General features: G+C 44.4%; 13 protein-coding genes. 8 read left to right on the top strand and 5 right to left on the bottom strand.

What is annotated here, in order from left to right; all coding sequences use genetic code 11:
- The first annotated feature begins 4 nt into the window (after positions 1 to 4).
- The 6 genes from RBB56_RS04535 to RBB56_RS04510 all read left to right on the top strand — a co-directional run bounded on the left by RBB56_RS04535 (position 5) and on the right by RBB56_RS04510 (position 8,722).
- Positions 5 to 496, top strand: coding sequence for a sigma factor-like helix-turn-helix DNA-binding protein (locus RBB56_RS04535; RefSeq protein WP_306721213.1), 492 nt, complete (start codon positions 5 to 7; stop codon positions 494 to 496).
- 514 nt (positions 497 to 1,010) lie between these two features.
- Positions 1,011 to 3,272: an ATP-dependent DNA helicase gene (locus RBB56_RS04530; RefSeq protein WP_306721212.1), complete on the top strand. Its 2,262-nt coding sequence runs from the start codon at positions 1,011 to 1,013 to the stop codon at positions 3,270 to 3,272.
- Between the two features lie 63 nt (positions 3,273 to 3,335).
- Positions 3,336 to 3,599, top strand: coding sequence for a DUF6870 family protein (locus tag RBB56_RS04525; protein ID WP_306721211.1), 264 nt, complete (start codon positions 3,336 to 3,338; stop codon positions 3,597 to 3,599).
- 170 nt (positions 3,600 to 3,769) lie between these two features.
- Positions 3,770 to 5,440, top strand: coding sequence for a recombinase family protein (locus tag RBB56_RS04520; RefSeq protein WP_306721210.1), 1,671 nt, complete (start codon positions 3,770 to 3,772; stop codon positions 5,438 to 5,440).
- 1 nt (position 5,441) lies between these two features.
- Positions 5,442 to 7,118 (top strand): recombinase family protein, encoded by a 1,677-nt coding sequence (locus RBB56_RS04515; protein WP_306721209.1) that lies wholly within the window; start codon positions 5,442 to 5,444, stop codon positions 7,116 to 7,118.
- Positions 7,115 to 8,722, top strand: a complete 1,608-nt coding sequence (locus tag RBB56_RS04510; protein ID WP_306721208.1) for a recombinase family protein — start codon at positions 7,115 to 7,117, stop codon at positions 8,720 to 8,722. Before RBB56_RS04515 ends, RBB56_RS04510 begins: the two co-directional genes overlap by 4 nt.
- A 111-nt stretch (positions 8,723 to 8,833) precedes the next feature.
- Here the strand turns inward: RBB56_RS04510 and RBB56_RS04505 are convergent, their stop codons facing one another.
- The 5 genes from RBB56_RS04505 to RBB56_RS04485 form a co-directional block, all read right to left on the bottom strand.
- Positions 8,834 to 10,006 carry a M28 family metallopeptidase gene (locus tag RBB56_RS04505; protein WP_306721207.1) on the bottom strand — a complete coding sequence of 391 codons (1,173 nt, stop codon included), beginning with the start codon at positions 10,004 to 10,006 and terminating at the stop codon, positions 8,834 to 8,836.
- Positions 10,006 to 10,887, bottom strand: a complete 882-nt coding sequence (locus RBB56_RS04500) for a helix-turn-helix transcriptional regulator (protein ID WP_306721206.1) — start codon at positions 10,885 to 10,887, stop codon at positions 10,006 to 10,008. Before RBB56_RS04500 ends, RBB56_RS04505 begins: the two co-directional genes overlap by 1 nt.
- Before the next feature lie 194 nt (positions 10,888 to 11,081).
- On the bottom strand, positions 11,082 to 11,987 hold the full coding sequence (locus RBB56_RS04495; protein WP_306721205.1) for a helix-turn-helix domain-containing protein: 906 nt from the start codon (positions 11,985 to 11,987) through the stop codon (positions 11,082 to 11,084).
- Positions 11,988 to 12,177: 190 nt separating this feature from the next.
- Positions 12,178 to 12,885, bottom strand: a complete 708-nt coding sequence (locus RBB56_RS04490) for a DUF5131 family protein (RefSeq protein ID WP_306721204.1) — start codon at positions 12,883 to 12,885, stop codon at positions 12,178 to 12,180.
- Positions 12,886 to 12,887: 2 nt separating this feature from the next.
- Entirely contained in the window at positions 12,888 to 13,355 is a 468-nt protein-coding gene (locus tag RBB56_RS04485; RefSeq protein WP_306721203.1) for a hypothetical protein, read from the bottom strand.
- Positions 13,356 to 13,574: 219 nt separating this feature from the next.
- On the opposite strand from RBB56_RS04485, the gene RBB56_RS04480 reads away from it, so the two are divergent.
- Positions 13,575 to 14,162 (top strand): exosporium glycoprotein BclB-related protein, encoded by a 588-nt coding sequence (locus RBB56_RS04480; protein WP_306721202.1) that lies wholly within the window; start codon positions 13,575 to 13,577, stop codon positions 14,160 to 14,162.
- A 321-nt stretch (positions 14,163 to 14,483) separates the two neighbouring features.
- Entirely contained in the window at positions 14,484 to 17,138 is a 2,655-nt protein-coding gene (locus RBB56_RS04475; RefSeq protein ID WP_306721201.1) for a cation-translocating P-type ATPase, read from the top strand.
- Positions 17,139 to 17,194: the final 56 nt, after the last annotated feature.

The raw sequence follows: 17,194 nt of genomic DNA, 5'->3' as shown, positions 1-17,194 counted from the left end.
GAACATGAAGAATTATAAGGACAGTGATTATGCCCTAAATAAATTCAGCGGGGGTATTGTTTACCGTTTCGCAGACCGCATTGTAGAAATCACGCTGGAGGACTACCTTGCGGAGAACCCCGGCAAGACAGCACAGGACTTTTTGGAGCTGAAAGCCTTGTCAGATGAAATTTATCATGAGCAAGTCACACATGAAAATCGGACAAGCCGTTTGGATGTGAGCATCAACGGGCTGGAGGAAACAGAGCAGCTTGCCGCACCGCCCCTTGATTTGGATTTGATCCATAAAAGCGATACCACAAAAGCCAAGGACGCTGCAAGGCGGTTACTGGACAGTGGGAAGTTGACCGAAATCCAGCGGCGCCGGTTTATTCTACACTTCTTCCAAGGTTTGTCTACTCGACAAATAGCAAGGATGGAGTCTGTTAAGCAACATTCGGTTTGGATGAGCTTACAGTGGTCCGCAAAAAAACTAAAAATTTTTTTTGATGAATGATGTGTCACCCCCCCTGTTTTTTGACATTGGGTGAAAGGAAAATTTTCAAGCTTCCTTTCACCTGAACATTGAAAACAGAATATGGGTGTGATGGGTACATCACCGGCAGGGGGAGCGACACACCGGGACACGCCAAGACGAGGGCATTGCCCTCCGAGCGATTATGTCTGCGGCAGTCACGTCCTGTGGTGGGACGGATTGCGACGATCCCTGCCGGTTATCATGGTACTTCTGCTTTGAACGCTTCACCGCATTGAGCAGCCCGGCCGACGGCCGGGAAAACGCATCACCCTCGTTTGAGAAAGAATGAGGGGCGGCTTTTATGGAGTCCGGCAACACCAGCCGGATCGCTTGTCACACCTTTGCTTTGATATAAAAATCTATCGTGCTCTATCGGAGCGATAGAAACCATGCGGCGGAACAGGTCTTTTGAGTCATCAAACTTTCAAACCGTTTCCTGATTCCGCCGCATTCTTGTGTCGCTCCTTTAGGCAAGCAAAGGAGGCAAAACGATATGAACCAACCTGTCTATATGGCAGATATTCAAAATAAGATTTACGAAGCGGGCTTAATTCGGCAAGAGGAACGCATTGTGCTGACAGCCGATAATTGCGTGCTTTTGGAATACTACACCGGAAAAACATACAGCTACCGCATGGTGGAGCTTACCACCTTAAAGGCAAAACGACTCTTTTCCAAAGCGGTGCCGCTGAATGAAAGCGGATATCAAAAAGCGATGGAAAAAATGCTTTCACAGACAGAATCGGAACCGGAAAACACTTTTTCCATCAAGCCGGCCCTAAGAGCCAGAAATCTTCTGGAACATATTTTTTCAAACATCCTGCCGGAACATGGTATGGACTTCCGGGAAAATCAGGCGGCTCTTGCGCTGGAAATGCTGGAGTCCTTGCAGGGAAACCGGCTGGCGCTCTGTGAGGCAGAGGTGGGTACAGGCAAAACCCATGCCTACATATTGGCCGTAACGGTCCACAACCTGTTTAGCGCCAATAAGCTGCCGACAATTATCTCTACTTCCACCATTGCGCTGCAAAAGGCACTGACGGAAGAATATATCCCTCAGATTTCCAATATTCTGATGGAACACCGTATCATTGACAAGCCCCTGTCCTTTGTGGTTCGCAAGGGGAAATCCCATTATGCCTGCGATAGCCGGGTAAAGGGGTATCGTTCCTCTATCGCACATAATGACCGCCATGAGGATAAGGAACTGCTTTCTATCCTGACGGGGCTTTTTACCGGAGCCTGCCCCCTTGATTTGGATAAGCTCTCCTTAACAGACTATGTGAAATCCTGCATCAATGTGGAACGCTGCCATCTAAACTGCTCTCTATCTTCTGTCTGCCGGTATCGTGACTTCATCCGCAAAGCACAGTCCCTTGGATATGACTTTCAGATTGCCAACCACAACCTTGTGCTGGCTGATGTACTTGGCAGGAAAAACGGGAGAAGGTCCTTGTTTCCTCCCCGTGGAGTGGTGATTTTTGACGAGGCTCACAAGCTCCTTGATGCAGCACGACAGATGTACGGCATGACATTGGAAAATGTGGAAATGGAACGGCTGGTGGCAAGCATTTACCACGCCATAGGTGCAGGCAATCCCGACAAAGCGGAGATCGTCAGACTGTGTGAAACCATGCAGGAACAAAATGCTCTGCTCTTTGAAGCATTGCGGTATGCCGCAGGTACAAGCTTTGATAAAAACTGCTATGACGTACAGATTGACTTAAACTGCATACGAGCTTTGAAAACACTGATGGCTGTGCTGCGCAGACTGTCGGTGCTTTTTTATACCACCTCCCGTGAAAAAAGGGATCGGTACGACCGACTGGTAAACCGCATGGAACAGCAGGAAACGAAGCTCTCCATCTTATTTCACCATGCGGAGTCTATTCTCTGGCTGGAAATGACCGGGGCAACGGCCTGCCGGGTCTGCGCCCTTCCAAAACAGCTTGATTTCCTGTTGTCGGAGGATATTTGGCAGGAAGAAATTCCGTATATCCTGACCTCCGGCACACTCTCTGTGGGGGGTGATTTTTCACATTTCAAGCGAAATAATGGAATTATACTGGCAGAGAAACGTCGTGTTTTTGAAACCAGCAAGGCTTCGCCCTTTGATTATCCGAACCACGCTTTGTTGTATCTTCCGCAGGATATGCCCACTCCTTCAGACAAGGACAGCAGCTATTTTAAGGCGGTGGTGAATCGGCTGGTGGAGTTGATTGAAGCAACCCATGGGCATACCCTCGTTCTGTTTACTTCTTACCGCATGATGGAGCAGGCGTATGAAGTACTGTGCGGACGAGTTACTTCGTTCCCTTTGTTCCGCATGGGCAAAGGCCGTCTGGATGCCATCGACGCTTTTCGTAAAAGCGGTAACGGTATCCTTTGTGCCAGCGACAGTGCCGGAGAGGGCATCGATCTTGCCGGGGATATTTTATCTTCCCTCATTGTGGTACGGCTGCCATTTCCGGCTCCTGATCCGGTGTTGGAATATGAAAAGACCCTGTATCCTGACTTTTACGGTTATCTCAATGAGGTCATCGTGCCGGGGATGCTCATCAAGCTGCGCCAGTGGTTTGGCCGGGGAATTCGCAGAGAAAGTGATTCCTGCGTGTTCTCTATTCTGGATAGCCGTGCAGGCCGCCGTTATAAGAATGATATACTGGCAGCTTTACCTGATATGCCGGTGACTGAGCGACTTTCGGATGTTGGCTGTTTCATCCGGTTAAAAAAGGACAACGCATACTTCGAATAGGACAATCGGCAGATTTCATATATTCCTATATGAGTGTCATTTCTATAGATGGGAGGGTAAGCCATGGGGAACTCTGATTTCTCCCAAATGGATTTTTCGGCATTAAAACAGGTGGATGTGCGGACGGTCAACCCGGATACGCTGGTTGACATAGGCGATATAAAGGTTAATACAAAGTTGCCCAAGGAAGAACGGATACTGGATTTTATCCACCAAATAGGAAACCCATATTGCTACCGGTGCGGCAAAGTGGTTGTCAAAATCAGTTTTAATGATACCAATGCCACGCTGGAGGACAGAATGGAAAATTTATTGAGGATGATGTGAGATGGATGATTTTTATGGGCGGAGCCTGACCATGTGGGTTCGGAAAAGCTGCTGTTTTGTCTGGACGCGCCCTGAGAAGGGTGTTATAATAAGAGCGGACTAATATTAGCGGACGCCCATTGATTCAGTCAGGTTTTGCTTCTTGACTTTTTCAATCGGGAGGTTTCGTTATGCCATTTAATAATGAAGATACAATCATATACAATGCTGTGGACTATTTGCGCCTGTCTAAAGAAGATGGCGATAAAGCAGAAAGCGACAGCATTGCCAATCAAAGAGATTTAATAACCAATTTTGTGAAGTCAATGCCCGAAATCCGCCTCTGTTCTGAAAGAATAGATGACGGATTTAGTGGTGTTGACTTTAATCGTCCTGCCTTTAATTTGATGATGGAGGATGTAAGAGCTGGACGTATCAACTGCATCATAGTCAAAGACCTGTCACGTTTCGGCAGAAATTACATCGAAGTAGGGCGATATATTGAACGAATTTTTCCGTTTTTAGGTGTGCGCTTCATTGCCATTAACGATGGTTACGACAGTGCAAAGGATAAATCACCGTCAGACGATATTATCATTCCTTTTAAGAACCTCGTCAATGATGCGTATTGCAGAGACATCTCCGTAAAAATTAGGAGCCAGCTTGATGTAAAGCGCAAAAATGGCGAGTTCATCGGTTCCTTTGCCGTTTACGGCTACATGAAATCAGCAGAGAACAAAAATCAACTGGTGGTAGACCCCTATGCCGCAAAGATTGTTCGGGATATTTTTGCATGGAAGCTGGATGGACTCAGCCAGCAAGGGATAGCTGACAGACTGAATGAGATTAGCGAGCCGTCCCCCATGGAATATAAACGCTTTTCAGGGCTTAACTTTGCCACCAGCTTTCAGGTGAATCCCAAGGCAAAGTGGACTGCTGTGGCGGTTGGCCGCATTTTGAAAAATCCTATTTATGCAGGGCATCTTGTGCAGGGTAAGGAAAGCACGCCAAACTACAAGATTAAGCAGCGATTTATGAAGCCAGAGGATAAATGGGTTCGGGTGGAAAACACCCATGAGCCTATTGTCCCACAGGAGATTTTTGACACTGTGAACCGTGTGCTGGCACAGGACACCCGTATTGCTCCAGATGGAGAAGCTGTCTATCCGTTCTCTGGCCTGCTTTTTTGTGCTGACTGCAAAAGCGGTATGGTGCGAAAGATTGTACCCGCAGGCGGAAAGAAGTACGCCTACTATTATTGTTCAAAGAATAAGGCTGGGGATGGCTGTACCACTCACTGCATCAGCGAAAAGGTATTAGAAAAGGCAGTCCTGCAAGCACTTCAAAATCACATCGCTTCTATTCTCGACATTGAACGGATTCTCTCGTTTATCGACACCCTTCCTATGCAGCAGGAGGAAATCCGAAAAATTGATACTCAACTGCTGATGAAACAGGAGGAAATTGAAAAGTATAAAAACCTCAAAGTGTCTATCTATGAGGACTTGAAAAGCGGTGTCATTGATGCAGATGAGTACCGGGAATTTAAGGTCATATACGGGAAAAAGTGTGAGGAAGCGGAGAAAGCTGCCGAACGGCTGAAACAGGATATTGCCCTGATCCTTGCGGGTAAGGGAGCAAACAGCGTTTGGATTGCAGCCTTTAAGAAGAATCGGAATATCACCGAGCTGTCCCGAAAGGTAGTTGTTTCCCTAATTGAGTGGGTCAATATCTATTCCGGCAGCCGGGTGGAGATCCGATTCCGCTATCAGTATGAATATGAAAGAGCTTTGTTCTTTGCCGAGAACGCAAAAGATCTAATTGCATCAGCTTCACCGGCTCCCATAAAGGGGGTGGTGTGAGATGGCGAGAACAAGCAGAAAGCAAATAGATCATGTTGCCCAGGTCCCTCTTGAAACGATATGGAACACCTGTGTTTACGGGCGGCTGTCGGAGGAAGATGAGCGAAAAAAAGAAAGTGATTCCATCGGCAATCAAATCTCCATGTTGGAACGCTATATTGCTGAAAGGCCGTACCTGAAGCTCATATCTGTTTTTAAGGATGTCAATCAGACAGGAACGAACTTCGACCGTCCCGGCTTCAATGAAATGATGGACGCCATCAAGGGTGGAAAAATCAACTGCATTGTGGTCAAAGACCTGTCCCGTTTCGGCAGGAATTACATTGAAACCGGAACTTATCTTGATAAAATACTGCCATTCTTTAATGTTCGCTTTATCTCCGTGAACGATGGATATGACAGTCTGAATGCCAGCAGTCAGGATGATGGGTATGCCGTTCCTCTGAAAAACCTGATCCATGATGTGTACGCCAGAGATATATCAAAAAAGATAAAGTCGGGGCTTGCAGTCAAGAGAAGTAGAGGGGAATTTACCGGCTGTGTCGCAGCCTACGGCTATCAAAAGTCTGCTAACGGCAAGTTGGTGATTGACGAGGAAACCGCACCGGTTGTCAGGGATATTTTTAAGTGGGCAAGGAACGGTATGGGTGATATGCGTATCGTTCAAAAGCTCAATGAGCTGGGCATTCCCTCCCCAAGCCAGTATCGCTATGAAAAGGGCATCTTAAAAAGTGATCGTTATGCCAATATGCGGTATTGGTATAAAAGCGCCGTCCGCAGGATTTTAATCAACCCGGTTTACCTCGGCCATATGGTGCAGGGAAAAACAAAATCCGACCTATGGGGCAAGGGCGGTTGCGTGGAGCTGCCGCAGGATCAATGGGTAGAAATCAAGAACACCCATGAACCTTTGGTTGATGAAGAAATCTTTTTGGCGGTAAGGTGCATCAAGCAGGAACGAGAGTCCTGCGAGAGAAAAAAAGTGGAACCGCAGCGGTCTAATATCTTGAAAGGGCTTGTGTTCTGCGGTGATTGCAAACGGAGCATGAAATGGCGTAAAATGCCCAAATCAAAGGGTTCGGCACTCTATTACTTTAGCTGTGCCACATACGAGGATATTGCAAAGAATGACTGCATCAGAAAGCGTATGGACGAACCGGATTTGCTCTCTATTCTGTATACGGCTATCCGCAAGCAGATTGACCTGGCCGTTGACATAGACCGAATGGTGTCTAAGCTCAATGCAAAGGAAGGCTTCTGCCAGCAGCAGAGTGAAGTGGACACAGAGATTTCCGAAACGGAAAAGAAACTGTCCAGACTGTCCATGCTCAGAAGCTCCTTGTATGAGGACTATCAGGAAAAGCTACTTGATGAAGCAGAATATCTCTTTACAAAAGCCAAGTACGAAAAAGATGTCACCTTTTTGCGGAGCCGACTTGATGAATTATCTATGCAAAAGCACCGGCTTGATACCATGCTGACACCTCAAAATCCATGGCTGGCAGCCTTGAAAAAATTCAAGAAGAACAAAGCCATAACGGGAGAAATGATTTCCCAACTGATAGAACGGGTGGAAATATTCAGCGATCAAAGCATATCCATCTGCTTTCGGTATCGGGATGAGTTTGAAAGTTTGCTCGGCTTTATTGAGGCGGAGAGTGAGGTGAGGGTTTCGTGAGTATCAAGAAAATCCTTGCCGAGTATATCCGGTTATCCCAAGAGGACGAGAACGAGGGTGAAAGCAACAGTATAAGAAACCAGCGGGAGCTTCTGAATGCCTTTGTGGAAAGCTCTCCAGACCTCTCACAGTATGAAGTGGTTGAGTTTTGCGATGACGGTTACAGCGGTACGAATTTTGACCGTCCGGGCGTGAAAGCTCTGCTGGATGAAGTGCGTGAGGGAAACATTCAGTGTATCATCGTAAAAGACTTGTCCCGTTTCGGAAGAAACTACATTGACATTGGAGATTATTTGGAGCAAATATTCCCCTTTTTAGGGGTGCGCTTTATCTCCGTAAACGACCATTTTGACAGCAATGACTTTGACGGTACGACCGGCGGACTTGATGTGGGTTTCAGAAACCTGATTTACTCCCTTTACAGCAAAGACCTTTCACAAAAGGTACGGAGTGCAAAAAAAAACCGCATGGAGAAAGGAGAATTCATCAGCAGCCATGCTCCTTATGGCTATGCGAAGTCGCCGGAAAACCGCAAGAAACTTGTGGTTGATGAAAAGGCTGCTGCTGTTGTCAGGCGTATCTTTGAGATGGCGGATGAGGGCAAAAACGCAGTCCAGATTGCCAATGTCCTGAACGCAGAAAACATTCCAACGCCATATGTCTATAAGCGGCTTATGGGCTGTGACCGTAAATTCAATGTGGTCGGAAAAACAAACTACTGGCTGAATACAACCGTCCTGACCATCATCCGTGACGAACGCTACACGGGGAAAATGGTAAACGGGAAAAACCGTAGCCCTGTTGTCGGGTGCAAGCACGGAAAACGCATCCCTAAAAGTGAGTGGATTGTCGTACCGAATACGCATGAACCTGTTGTTTCGGCAGAATTATTTGCTTCGGTTCAGGATCGCTTCTCTGCACCCCAAAGGATACAGAAGCACACAGAGGTCAGACCCCTGATGGGTAAAGTGAAATGTGGGATTTGTCGGCACGTTATGCGAAGAAGCAATAGTCCCTCGGCTACGGCATATTATTATTGTGAAAGCCATCAGTATGTAGCTGACAGCGACTGTACAAAAGACAGGATTTCCGAAAGCAGCCTGACACAGATGGTCTTATCCGTGATACATACGCAGATAAAGGTCATACTCGATATGGAACAGCTTTTTGACAGAGTCAAAACACAAAGCCATAATGACATAACCGCTCTGACAGAGCGCATTAAGCAGCTCCAAGCCGTCCTTGCCAAGTTGGGAGCATCCAAAATTAAGACGTATGAAAAATACAGGGACGGTATTTTGGACAGAGAGAGCTACACAAACCAAAAGGCTGATGTTAGCAAGCAGATGGCGGAAACAGACGCTCGAATCACAGAACTCGAAGCCATACTGCAAAGCCGTTATCAGGAAAACTGGCAGCCGTGTTCTATCATTGAGAGCTTCAAGAGATATGAGGGGTTTACGGAACTTTCTAAAGAAATGGCCGATGAGCTAATCGACAGCATCTATGTTTACGGAAATGAAACGATTGAAATTGTATGGAACCATATGGACGAGTATATGAGGCTTGTTCAGTGTGGTGAAAAGGGAAAGCTATTTAGATGAAAATAGGTAATAAGAACTTTACTTTGAAGAACTCATATGTAATAGGGTTATAATGAAACAAGCCGTTGCATCTTTATTGAATGCAACGGCTTGTTTCATAAAATACTTTTCTTACCTTTTATCAAAGGCATGAACCAATGCAGCTATATATTCTGCCGTCGGTTCAATCAGATTCATATCAACACAATCCAATGTGTCGTTTAGCGTATGTGTGTTTAAAAGCCCACCCTCAAATAAATCAGCAGAAGTGACGGCAATGCAAGGCGTTCCGGTGAAAGCGAATGCACAATGATCGCCTGCATACCATGGTTCTCCCTCTGTTATCACAGGATGCTGTTCAAAGAGTTTTACTGCAAGTTCTTTATCCTGTTCACCGAAATTGTAGAACGAGACAGAATTTAGCGCACCGATATGACAGGGAGAATCGATGTTGATCAGCAAGTCCACAGTGTCGCCTTTTTCTTTAAGGTGTTGTAAATAAGCCAACTCACCGGAAGCTCCAAAGTATTCTTCTCCATTAAAAGGAACAATGTCGATACTATAGTTTGCCGGTAGTAGTCTTTTGGCTGCTTCCATCAAAACGGCAGCCCCGGCAGCGTTATCCAGTGCGCCGGGCGTATGATATTTAGAATCCATGTGTGCGCAAAGAACGATTTTTCTACTTTTCTGTTTTCCAATTTTTGTTGCTACCAACTGCCTGCTGTTGCGCAATGTCTTGGAAGATATGATCGACAGTTTGACATGTGCACCGTCAGACTCTTTGATAGACTCTAAAAAAGAAAGTCCCAGATAGGCGGAGGGAATTTTAAAATTCCCATCCTCAAAGAGAGGAAACGGCTCCAAGCCACACAGAGGATGACGACCCGTTAGCGCAACAATTGCCTTTGGTGATTTCTGTTCCAATACAGAAATAAGTTCCCTATGCTCGTCAGGGAAATAAAATGGGTAATCCTTGGGTTGTAAGGGCGATTGTGTAAGGTTTCCATATAAAAGTAAGATAGCACCTGCACAATCGGCCTGTCTAAGGTCTGGAAGCGTATTTGCTAAGACCAACCTGCCTACGCCTGTAAAACCCTCTGAAAATGGGCTGGGGGTAATAATAAAACTTTTATCTTCAATGTTCATTTGTGAAGCAGCACTATCCCAAACGGTACAGGTAAAGGGTAGCGACTGCAAATCGAATTTCATCATATTAAACTGCTCTTCAAAATAATCAGTTACAGTTGCGTTGCCATCTGTACCAACTGGCCGTTCTCTGCAAAGAATATGCATCAGCTGCTTCATTAATCGATCACCTCTTTGACTGGATGAAGCTCGATATAGCCTCTGGTTCCAATGGGTTCCAACTGTATACGGGGGTTTGATGAATCCCACTGCACATCAATTACTTGCGGATCATACTTTGCTATGGCTTCTTGTATTTCCTCAATCGCCTGACAATAATCTTCTTCGGCAAAGGGTTCACCTCTAAACATCAGGTATTTTGCGGAAGGAAGCATAATGACATCAAAACCCTCAGGAACAATTCCATCATATGTGATGGGCACCTCTACTCCCTGTACGTACTCTGAAGTGCCGGGAGCAATGTACTGTACAGGCAGCCATAAACACACAGGCTCTCCGCTGATAGACTTAATACTTTGCAGCAGCCCCCATACATCACAGCCCACCTCATCGCAGTAGGCAAAATAATCGGTAGCTTTAATGCCCCTCTTGATTAGCACCTTTCGTTCAGGTTTTTCAATAACTTGGATAAATACATTTCTTACAACTTTCATATGTTTCTCCTTTTTGGGTGTTCGATATTTAACTCCATAGGGAGTAAAAAGATGGAGAGGAATAGGGTTTTTAGCATATTCTCTGGGATTGCATCCAAACTCCCGGAAGAATGCTCTTTGGTACCCATCCACGCTTCCATATCCAAGATCCAATGCGACATCTATGATTTTACAGGATTCATCACGCAGCCGAATGGCAGACTTGGAGAGGCGTAACCTCCGAATATAATCGGCCGGTGTCATATTTGTATACTGTAAAAACAGACGGTGAGAGTACCAAGGTGAAAAACAGGACACCTTTGACAGGCAAGCAAGAGTAATATTTCCCGACAGGTGTTTTGCAATATAATCCTGCATGCGCTGGACAGCTTCGATTTGTTCTTCCATCTTTTCACCTCCTTCTGTTTTCTATTTTACCTTTGTAGGAGAAAAACTTCTCGACTATTTTTGCTAAGCTGTATTTAGTGTACCATATCTGTTGTTTTGATACTATTGACTTGAAAACATTGATTGGATGCTACTGTTATTCAGATAAAAGCACCGGGTAGTTTTGGTAACTACCCGATGCAATGTGTATAAATTTACTTTTTCAGCTTGAGCCAGATTTCCATGCTTGTGGTTTTCGGAGAATGACTTGCATATCGCTCCGCACAAAATGTCTCTGTCTGCAACTTGTGATTTGGAAGCCATGTGTTATAGACATACTGCTGTGCTTTATAAAGAGCATCCATGACAAGGGCTTCAAAGTTTTCAGCTTCAAAGGAGCAAACAATATATTCTCCTGTAGGCAGTTCCCAGGGCATAAAACCATCTGGAAAGTCTCCTGGTTTTGACTTTGCACCTGCAAAATAGCTGAAACATCCCTCTTCTAAAGCTGAAAAGGTCACACCAATTTCTTCGTCATCCTCAGAAAGACCAAGTATTGTTTGTTTCTGGATATGGAAGTTTTGCCAAAGGGTATCAAGCGGGTCAACCCCTGATTCTGTTCCCAGTCCAGCTAAATGCTGAATCGGTAAATCCTTTTTAGCACCGACAAAATAAATCGACTCCGTCATTTCTCTTCGGCTTACTTCCAACACAATACCATCGGTAATGAGCGGTACACCTTCATCAATTATGGTGTAGTGAAGTAGAAGCTCCGGTTTGGTCATGTGATTTAGAGTTTGTGGATTTTTACGGTATTCCTCTGGTGTCATGCCAAAGGTATCCTTAAAGGTACGGGTAAAATGTTCGTGGGATGAAAAGCCAAGTTCTAATGCAATATCCAAAATGCGCTGCTCCTTTTGCAGCAGCGCTTCAGCAGCTTTTGCCATCCGGCGAAGCTTAACGTACTCGGCAACCGGCTTTTTTACCAACCGACTAAACAGGCGTTGATAATAAAATGGAGACAGTGCCGCCATCTTTGCGAGGCTTTCAATATTTAATTCCTCGCCCAAGTGTTCTTCAACATATTCTATAGTTTTCTGTATTTGTTCCCATGCGTGCATAATAAGCACCTCCTTTGACCATAGAATACCACGGTTTAAGTCAATGCCGCTTGACTGTGTATGTCTTTTTTGACATGAAACGGATGTTTTAATAATGTTAAGCATTGAAATATATCAAAAAAACAGGAGTCTCTTTCTTATAGAGCCGCCATCCATTTAAGTTCTAGTTGTTCACTTAATGTTCATTTCACTAATAGTTAATATCAGCTTTTTTTGCTTGACTACAAAGCTGTCTTACATTAATTGTATAGGTTTTCCCGTCTTTTATGAAGTGTGTTCCGCATTGTCTAAATTCAAAATGGGTATCTGTATTGATGCACTGCTGTCTTAGCGACAAAACCCAGTCATAGTTCAAAGGCCGTGCATTAAAATCTGATTCGCCACCCACTACTACAAGCTCTACATCATCCAGATATTTTTCTATACTAACCTGCTCTATAAGTGGCTGGCAAATAACGTTTTTATGCTTGATTGGCAGCTTGCTGAAAATAGACAATCTAAAATCGGCCATGTTTTGATTTTCTATGGTACAGCCCACTGTTACATTTTCATACCCGGTTCCCCAATCATCAGGAATACAGTCAATAAATCTCTCAATACGTTTTGTTAAAAATATGAAATGCAAGTCGAAGCGTTCTTTTATCATCTGCCAGCAATCAGTTCTCCAAGCATCTGCGTCAGCAAGTAAAAGATCGGAAGAGAAGCAAAGATATACTACTTGTCCGGATTTAATCTTGTATTCATCTTTTTTGTTTTTTTCAATAGGCGTGGTGAATTTATCTGTTTTTAAAATGTTGTTTGTATCAACACCACGCTTATGATCGCCCTTGTGAATATAACAGAACTTGCAGCCTTCGCTATATTTATGGCAGCCTCGCCAAGGATTCCACATAGCCATAATTAAAACCTTGACTTTTCATAGTTATATGGAATGCTGGTTCCCACAACCACATCCTCTATTTTTTCAATGATTAACCAGTCGTCCATATTGCCTTGATGGTCAAAAGGAAGAGTGGGGGCAATAGCTGTTACTTCGGAGAACTCAACAAGGCACAGGCACTTTTTATGCCAGCGCTCCTTTTGTTTATCTGTTAAGTTGAGTTTGGACTGATTGTCTGCAATTGTGTTCTCAATTTCGGCTTCCGTAAGCTTTATATAGTTTTGAACGAATTTTACCTTTGCATGAGCAGAAACTTCAGCAGTACCTTTTTCCATAAAATAGAGGGTTTCACCTTCGAATACTCTGCTGTGGGGGATTTTTCGACCAGCTGCACCCCTGATAACCATTGTGATTTCTCCATTCATAATTTTATCCAGCATGCGTTCTCCACGTTTTCCTTTATTATCACAATAAACTAAATGAACCATTTATGCTTTGCTCCTTTCCAGCTTATTAACAAGTGTTTTTAAGCAATTATACCGTATTTAGCCGCATATTTCCATCGCTTCATATAAATATCACTGGAAAAGCTGTAGGCTTTTCAACAATGAACATAGCATAGAAAAACAATATGGTTATAACAGTATAGATCATATCAAATTTAGTCCATTTAAAATGAGATTACTAATAAATTTTTTAGTCCTGACTTGACACCAGCAGGAGCAACAGGAGCAACAGGAGCGACAGGTCCGGAAGGTCCGGAAGGTCCGGCAGGCCCTCCTGGAGAAGGCGCGATTATTCCATTTGCATCGGGTACTCCGGTTGCATTGGCTACTGTGCTCGGAGGATTGCTTAACACCTCATCCGCAATTGGGTTCGGGCTTAATCTTCCAGGTATTTCTGCAGCCAGCGGAACCATCAGTCTTCTGGGGTTGACGAATTATGCATTCTCCGTTCCCAGAGATGGAATTATCACTTCCCTTGCAGCTTACTTGAGTATTAGTGCAGGACTCAGTTTAATTGGATCTACGGTAACAGTATCTGCTCAGTTATTCCAGTCAACCGCACCTAATGACACCTTTGTTGCAGTTCCGGGAGCAGTGGTTAACCTTGCACCTCCATTAACGGGATTGATTTCTATCGGTGATATTAGTAGCGGCGTTACTAGCGGATTGAATATTCCTGTCACGGCAGGAACCAGATTACTCTTAGTATTCTCTGCAAATGTTACGGCTGGTCTTGACTTGGCGGCGACCGTTGCAGGATATGCGAGTGCAGGACTTGGCATTTCCTAGAAAGTATTGCCTCTTTAGAGTGAATAGAAGTAAAAGAGCGGGATGTCTGTTCGCAGACGTCCCGCTTCATATAAATAGGAAAGTGTTTTTATTACATAACAAATGGATGCGCAGTTTATGTGTCAGGCAAAAACTGTGCTGAACGTGTAATTACTCGAAAAGGGTGAGGTTATATTGAGTTTTATAGCAGCCAATGCAAAGCGTTTTCTTAAGATTAGATAACATGTTAAGAAAACGTAATAAAAGTATAAAAAGTGCTATTCGATTTAAAACAAATATGCTATGATATTTTTCGTGATAGAAAAACATTGGAGGTGCATTGTGAAAAAATATTTTAACCTATCCGTCAAAGAAACCGCAGAAGATTTGCAGGTTAATCTTTCCAACGGTCTTTCCGGTAATGAAGCCGCAGAGCGTAGTCAAAAGTACGGATCAAACCGCCTAGAGGGTGGTAAGGAGAAATCCATCCTGCAGATGGCTATCGAACAGCTCAAAGACTTTTTGGTTTTAATTCTAATGGTAGCAGCGATAGTATCCATTTTCCTCGGTGAGTCGTTGGAAGGAATTGTTATCTTGGCGATTGTTGTACTGAATACTTTTCTTGGAGTATATCAGGAGAACAAGGCGAGCAATGCGTTAAAAGCATTGAAGGAAATGGCAAGCCCTCATGCAAAGGTACTGCGTGATGGACAAGTAGTAGAAATAGGTTCTCAGGAAGTTGTTCCTGGTGATGTAGTTATTCTGGAAGCAGGAGATTATATACCGGCCGATTTGCGTTTGGTGGAATCTGTGAATCTTAAGGTGGACGAAGCTGCTTTGACAGGAGAATCCGTTCCAGTAGAGAAAGATGCGAATGCGGTTCTTGATGAAGATGCCAGCCTTGGTGACCGCATTAACAGTGCTTATATGGGAACTGTAATTACCTATGGACGAGGTAAAGGTGTGATTACCGATACCGGCATGAAAACGCAGATGGGAAATATCGCAGGTATGCTTAATAGCAGCAGCGATGAATCTACTCCCCTCCAGAAGAAATTGGACAGCCTTGGCAAGTTGTTAGGTATTGTTTGCTTATCGATTTGCGGAATTATATTTATCCTCGGTTTAGTTCGTGGAATGGAATTATTCGATATATTTATGACCTCCGTTTCATTGGCAGTTGCAGCAATTCCGGAAGGACTTACCGTTGTCGTTACAGTAGTACTTGCGATGGGAATGCAGAGAATGGTAAAGTGCAACGCCATTATCAAAAGGCTGAGTGCAGTGGAAACCTTAGGAAGTACCACAGTTATCTGCTCGGATAAGACGGGAACGTTGACACAAAATAAGATGACAATTCAGCGCATTTATGATGGTATTAGCTTATACGATGTAAGCGGAACAGGATATAGCCCGATAGGTGATATTCTGGATACAGATGGTAACAAAAAGGCAGATGCAGTTTCGAAAGTACTAGAATGTATCGTTTTATGTAACGATGCTATTTACGACTCGACGACTGAGACGATAGTGGGTGACCCGACAGAGGGTGCTATGGTAGTTCTTGCTCATAAGGCGGGAATGGTGAAGACACAGTGGGATGATAAATATCCTCGTTTGCAGGAGATTCCTTTTGATTCTGATAGAAAGCTGATGTCCACATTCCATACGATCGATGGTAAGACCATTATGTATATAAAAGGTGCGCCGGACGAATTACTTCGCCGTTGTGTATCCATCGAATTGAATGGAACCGTGCAGTCTCTTAGCGAAGAGAAACGTAAGGAGATCCTGGCAACGAACCAGCAATTTGCAGAATCTGCCCTGCGCGTGATTGGAGCAGCATATCGGGAAATGGACAAGGTAGATACTTCCTTTGAATCAGAGAATGACCTGACATTTATCGGTTTGGTAGGTATGATTGATCCACCGCGTGAAGAAGCAAAAGATGCGATTAGCGTTTGTAAAAAAGCTGGTATTCAGGTAAAAATGATTACCGGTGACCATAAAATTACAGCTACAGCGATTGGGCGTCAGCTCGGTATCGTAAGCGAAGATGCAGTTGCGGTAGAAGGACGCGAGATTTCGGAGATGACCGATGAACAGCTACAGGAACGAGTGAAAACTGTGAATGTATTTGCCCGTGTATCACCCGAGCATAAAGTACGTCTTGTGGATGCGGTAAGAGCAAACGGTGATATCGCAGCTATGACAGGTGACGGTGTAAATGATGCACCTTCCTTAAAACATGCGGATATCGGTGTAGCTATGGGCATTACCGGTACAGATGTATCGAAGGAAGCGGCAGATATGATATTGACAGACGATAACTTCGCAAGTATTGTAAGAGCAGTTTCGGAAGGACGTACGATTTATAGCAATATTCGTAAAGTGGTAGGCTTCCTGCTGTCTTGTAACATCGGTGAGATTCTCGTTATCTTCCTCGCTATGCTTGCTAATTTAGAAGTGCCGCTCGTTGCGATTCAGCTTCTGTCCATTAACTTGATTACAGACGCATTCCCTGCGTTCGCGCTCGGTATGGAGAAAGAAGAGCCCGGTGTTATGGATCGTCACCCGAGAGATCCGGCAGAGCCGATCGTAGATAAAAAGATGGCAATTGCAGTAGGTATTCAGAGTATCGCTCTGGCCCTCGGTACACTCGGATCGTTCTTGTACGGCTATTATGTGCATGATGACTTAGATGTAGCGCGTACCGCTTGCTTTTTTACCCTTGTATTGGGAGAATTGCTTCGTGCATACTCTTCCCGTTCAGAGAAGACTTCCGTATTCCGTATGAAAGTTTTTGAAAATGGGTATTTGAACAAATGTGTAATTGCATCTCTTGTATTTTTAATTGCGAGTATTTATATTCCGGTACTCAATCCGATTTTCAGCACGGTTCCTCTTACATTGGACGAGATAGTAGTTGCTCTCGTTCTGGCGTTTGTTCCGATGCTCGGTGGAGAGATGGCAAAGGTGTTCACGAACAGAAAATAAGTTATTGTACAGAGCAATTAGAATTATTATGACAAAACAGGCAGCGAAAGCTGCCT

It is taken from the genome of Kineothrix sp. MB12-C1 (assembly GCF_030863805.1).
Taxonomy (GTDB): domain Bacteria; phylum Bacillota; class Clostridia; order Lachnospirales; family Lachnospiraceae; genus Kineothrix.
The sequence above is the reverse complement of the archived record's forward strand: the minus strand, read 5'-3'. Positions and strand labels throughout refer to the sequence as shown.

What these genes read in the sequence shown, in the direction of transcription:
- RBB56_RS04535 (WP_306721213.1), top strand. Translation starts at nt 5, where the DNA reads ATGAAGAATTATAAGGACAGTGATTATGCCCTAAATAAATTCAGCGGG.
- RBB56_RS04530 (WP_306721212.1), top strand. Translation starts at nt 1,011, where the DNA reads ATGAACCAACCTGTCTATATGGCAGATATTCAAAATAAGATTTACGAA.
- RBB56_RS04525 (WP_306721211.1), top strand. Translation starts at nt 3,336, where the DNA reads ATGGGGAACTCTGATTTCTCCCAAATGGATTTTTCGGCATTAAAACAG.
- RBB56_RS04520 (WP_306721210.1), top strand. Translation starts at nt 3,770, where the DNA reads ATGCCATTTAATAATGAAGATACAATCATATACAATGCTGTGGACTAT.
- RBB56_RS04515 (WP_306721209.1), top strand. Translation starts at nt 5,442, where the DNA reads ATGGCGAGAACAAGCAGAAAGCAAATAGATCATGTTGCCCAGGTCCCT.
- RBB56_RS04505 (WP_306721207.1), bottom strand. Translation starts at nt 10,006, where the DNA reads ATGAAGCAGCTGATGCATATTCTTTGCAGAGAACGGCCAGTTGGTACA.
- RBB56_RS04500 (WP_306721206.1), bottom strand. Translation starts at nt 10,887, where the DNA reads ATGGAAGAACAAATCGAAGCTGTCCAGCGCATGCAGGATTATATTGCA.
- RBB56_RS04495 (WP_306721205.1), bottom strand. Translation starts at nt 11,987, where the DNA reads ATGCACGCATGGGAACAAATACAGAAAACTATAGAATATGTTGAAGAA.
- RBB56_RS04490 (WP_306721204.1), bottom strand. Translation starts at nt 12,885, where the DNA reads ATGGCTATGTGGAATCCTTGGCGAGGCTGCCATAAATATAGCGAAGGC.
- RBB56_RS04485 (WP_306721203.1), bottom strand. Translation starts at nt 13,355, where the DNA reads ATGGTTCATTTAGTTTATTGTGATAATAAAGGAAAACGTGGAGAACGC.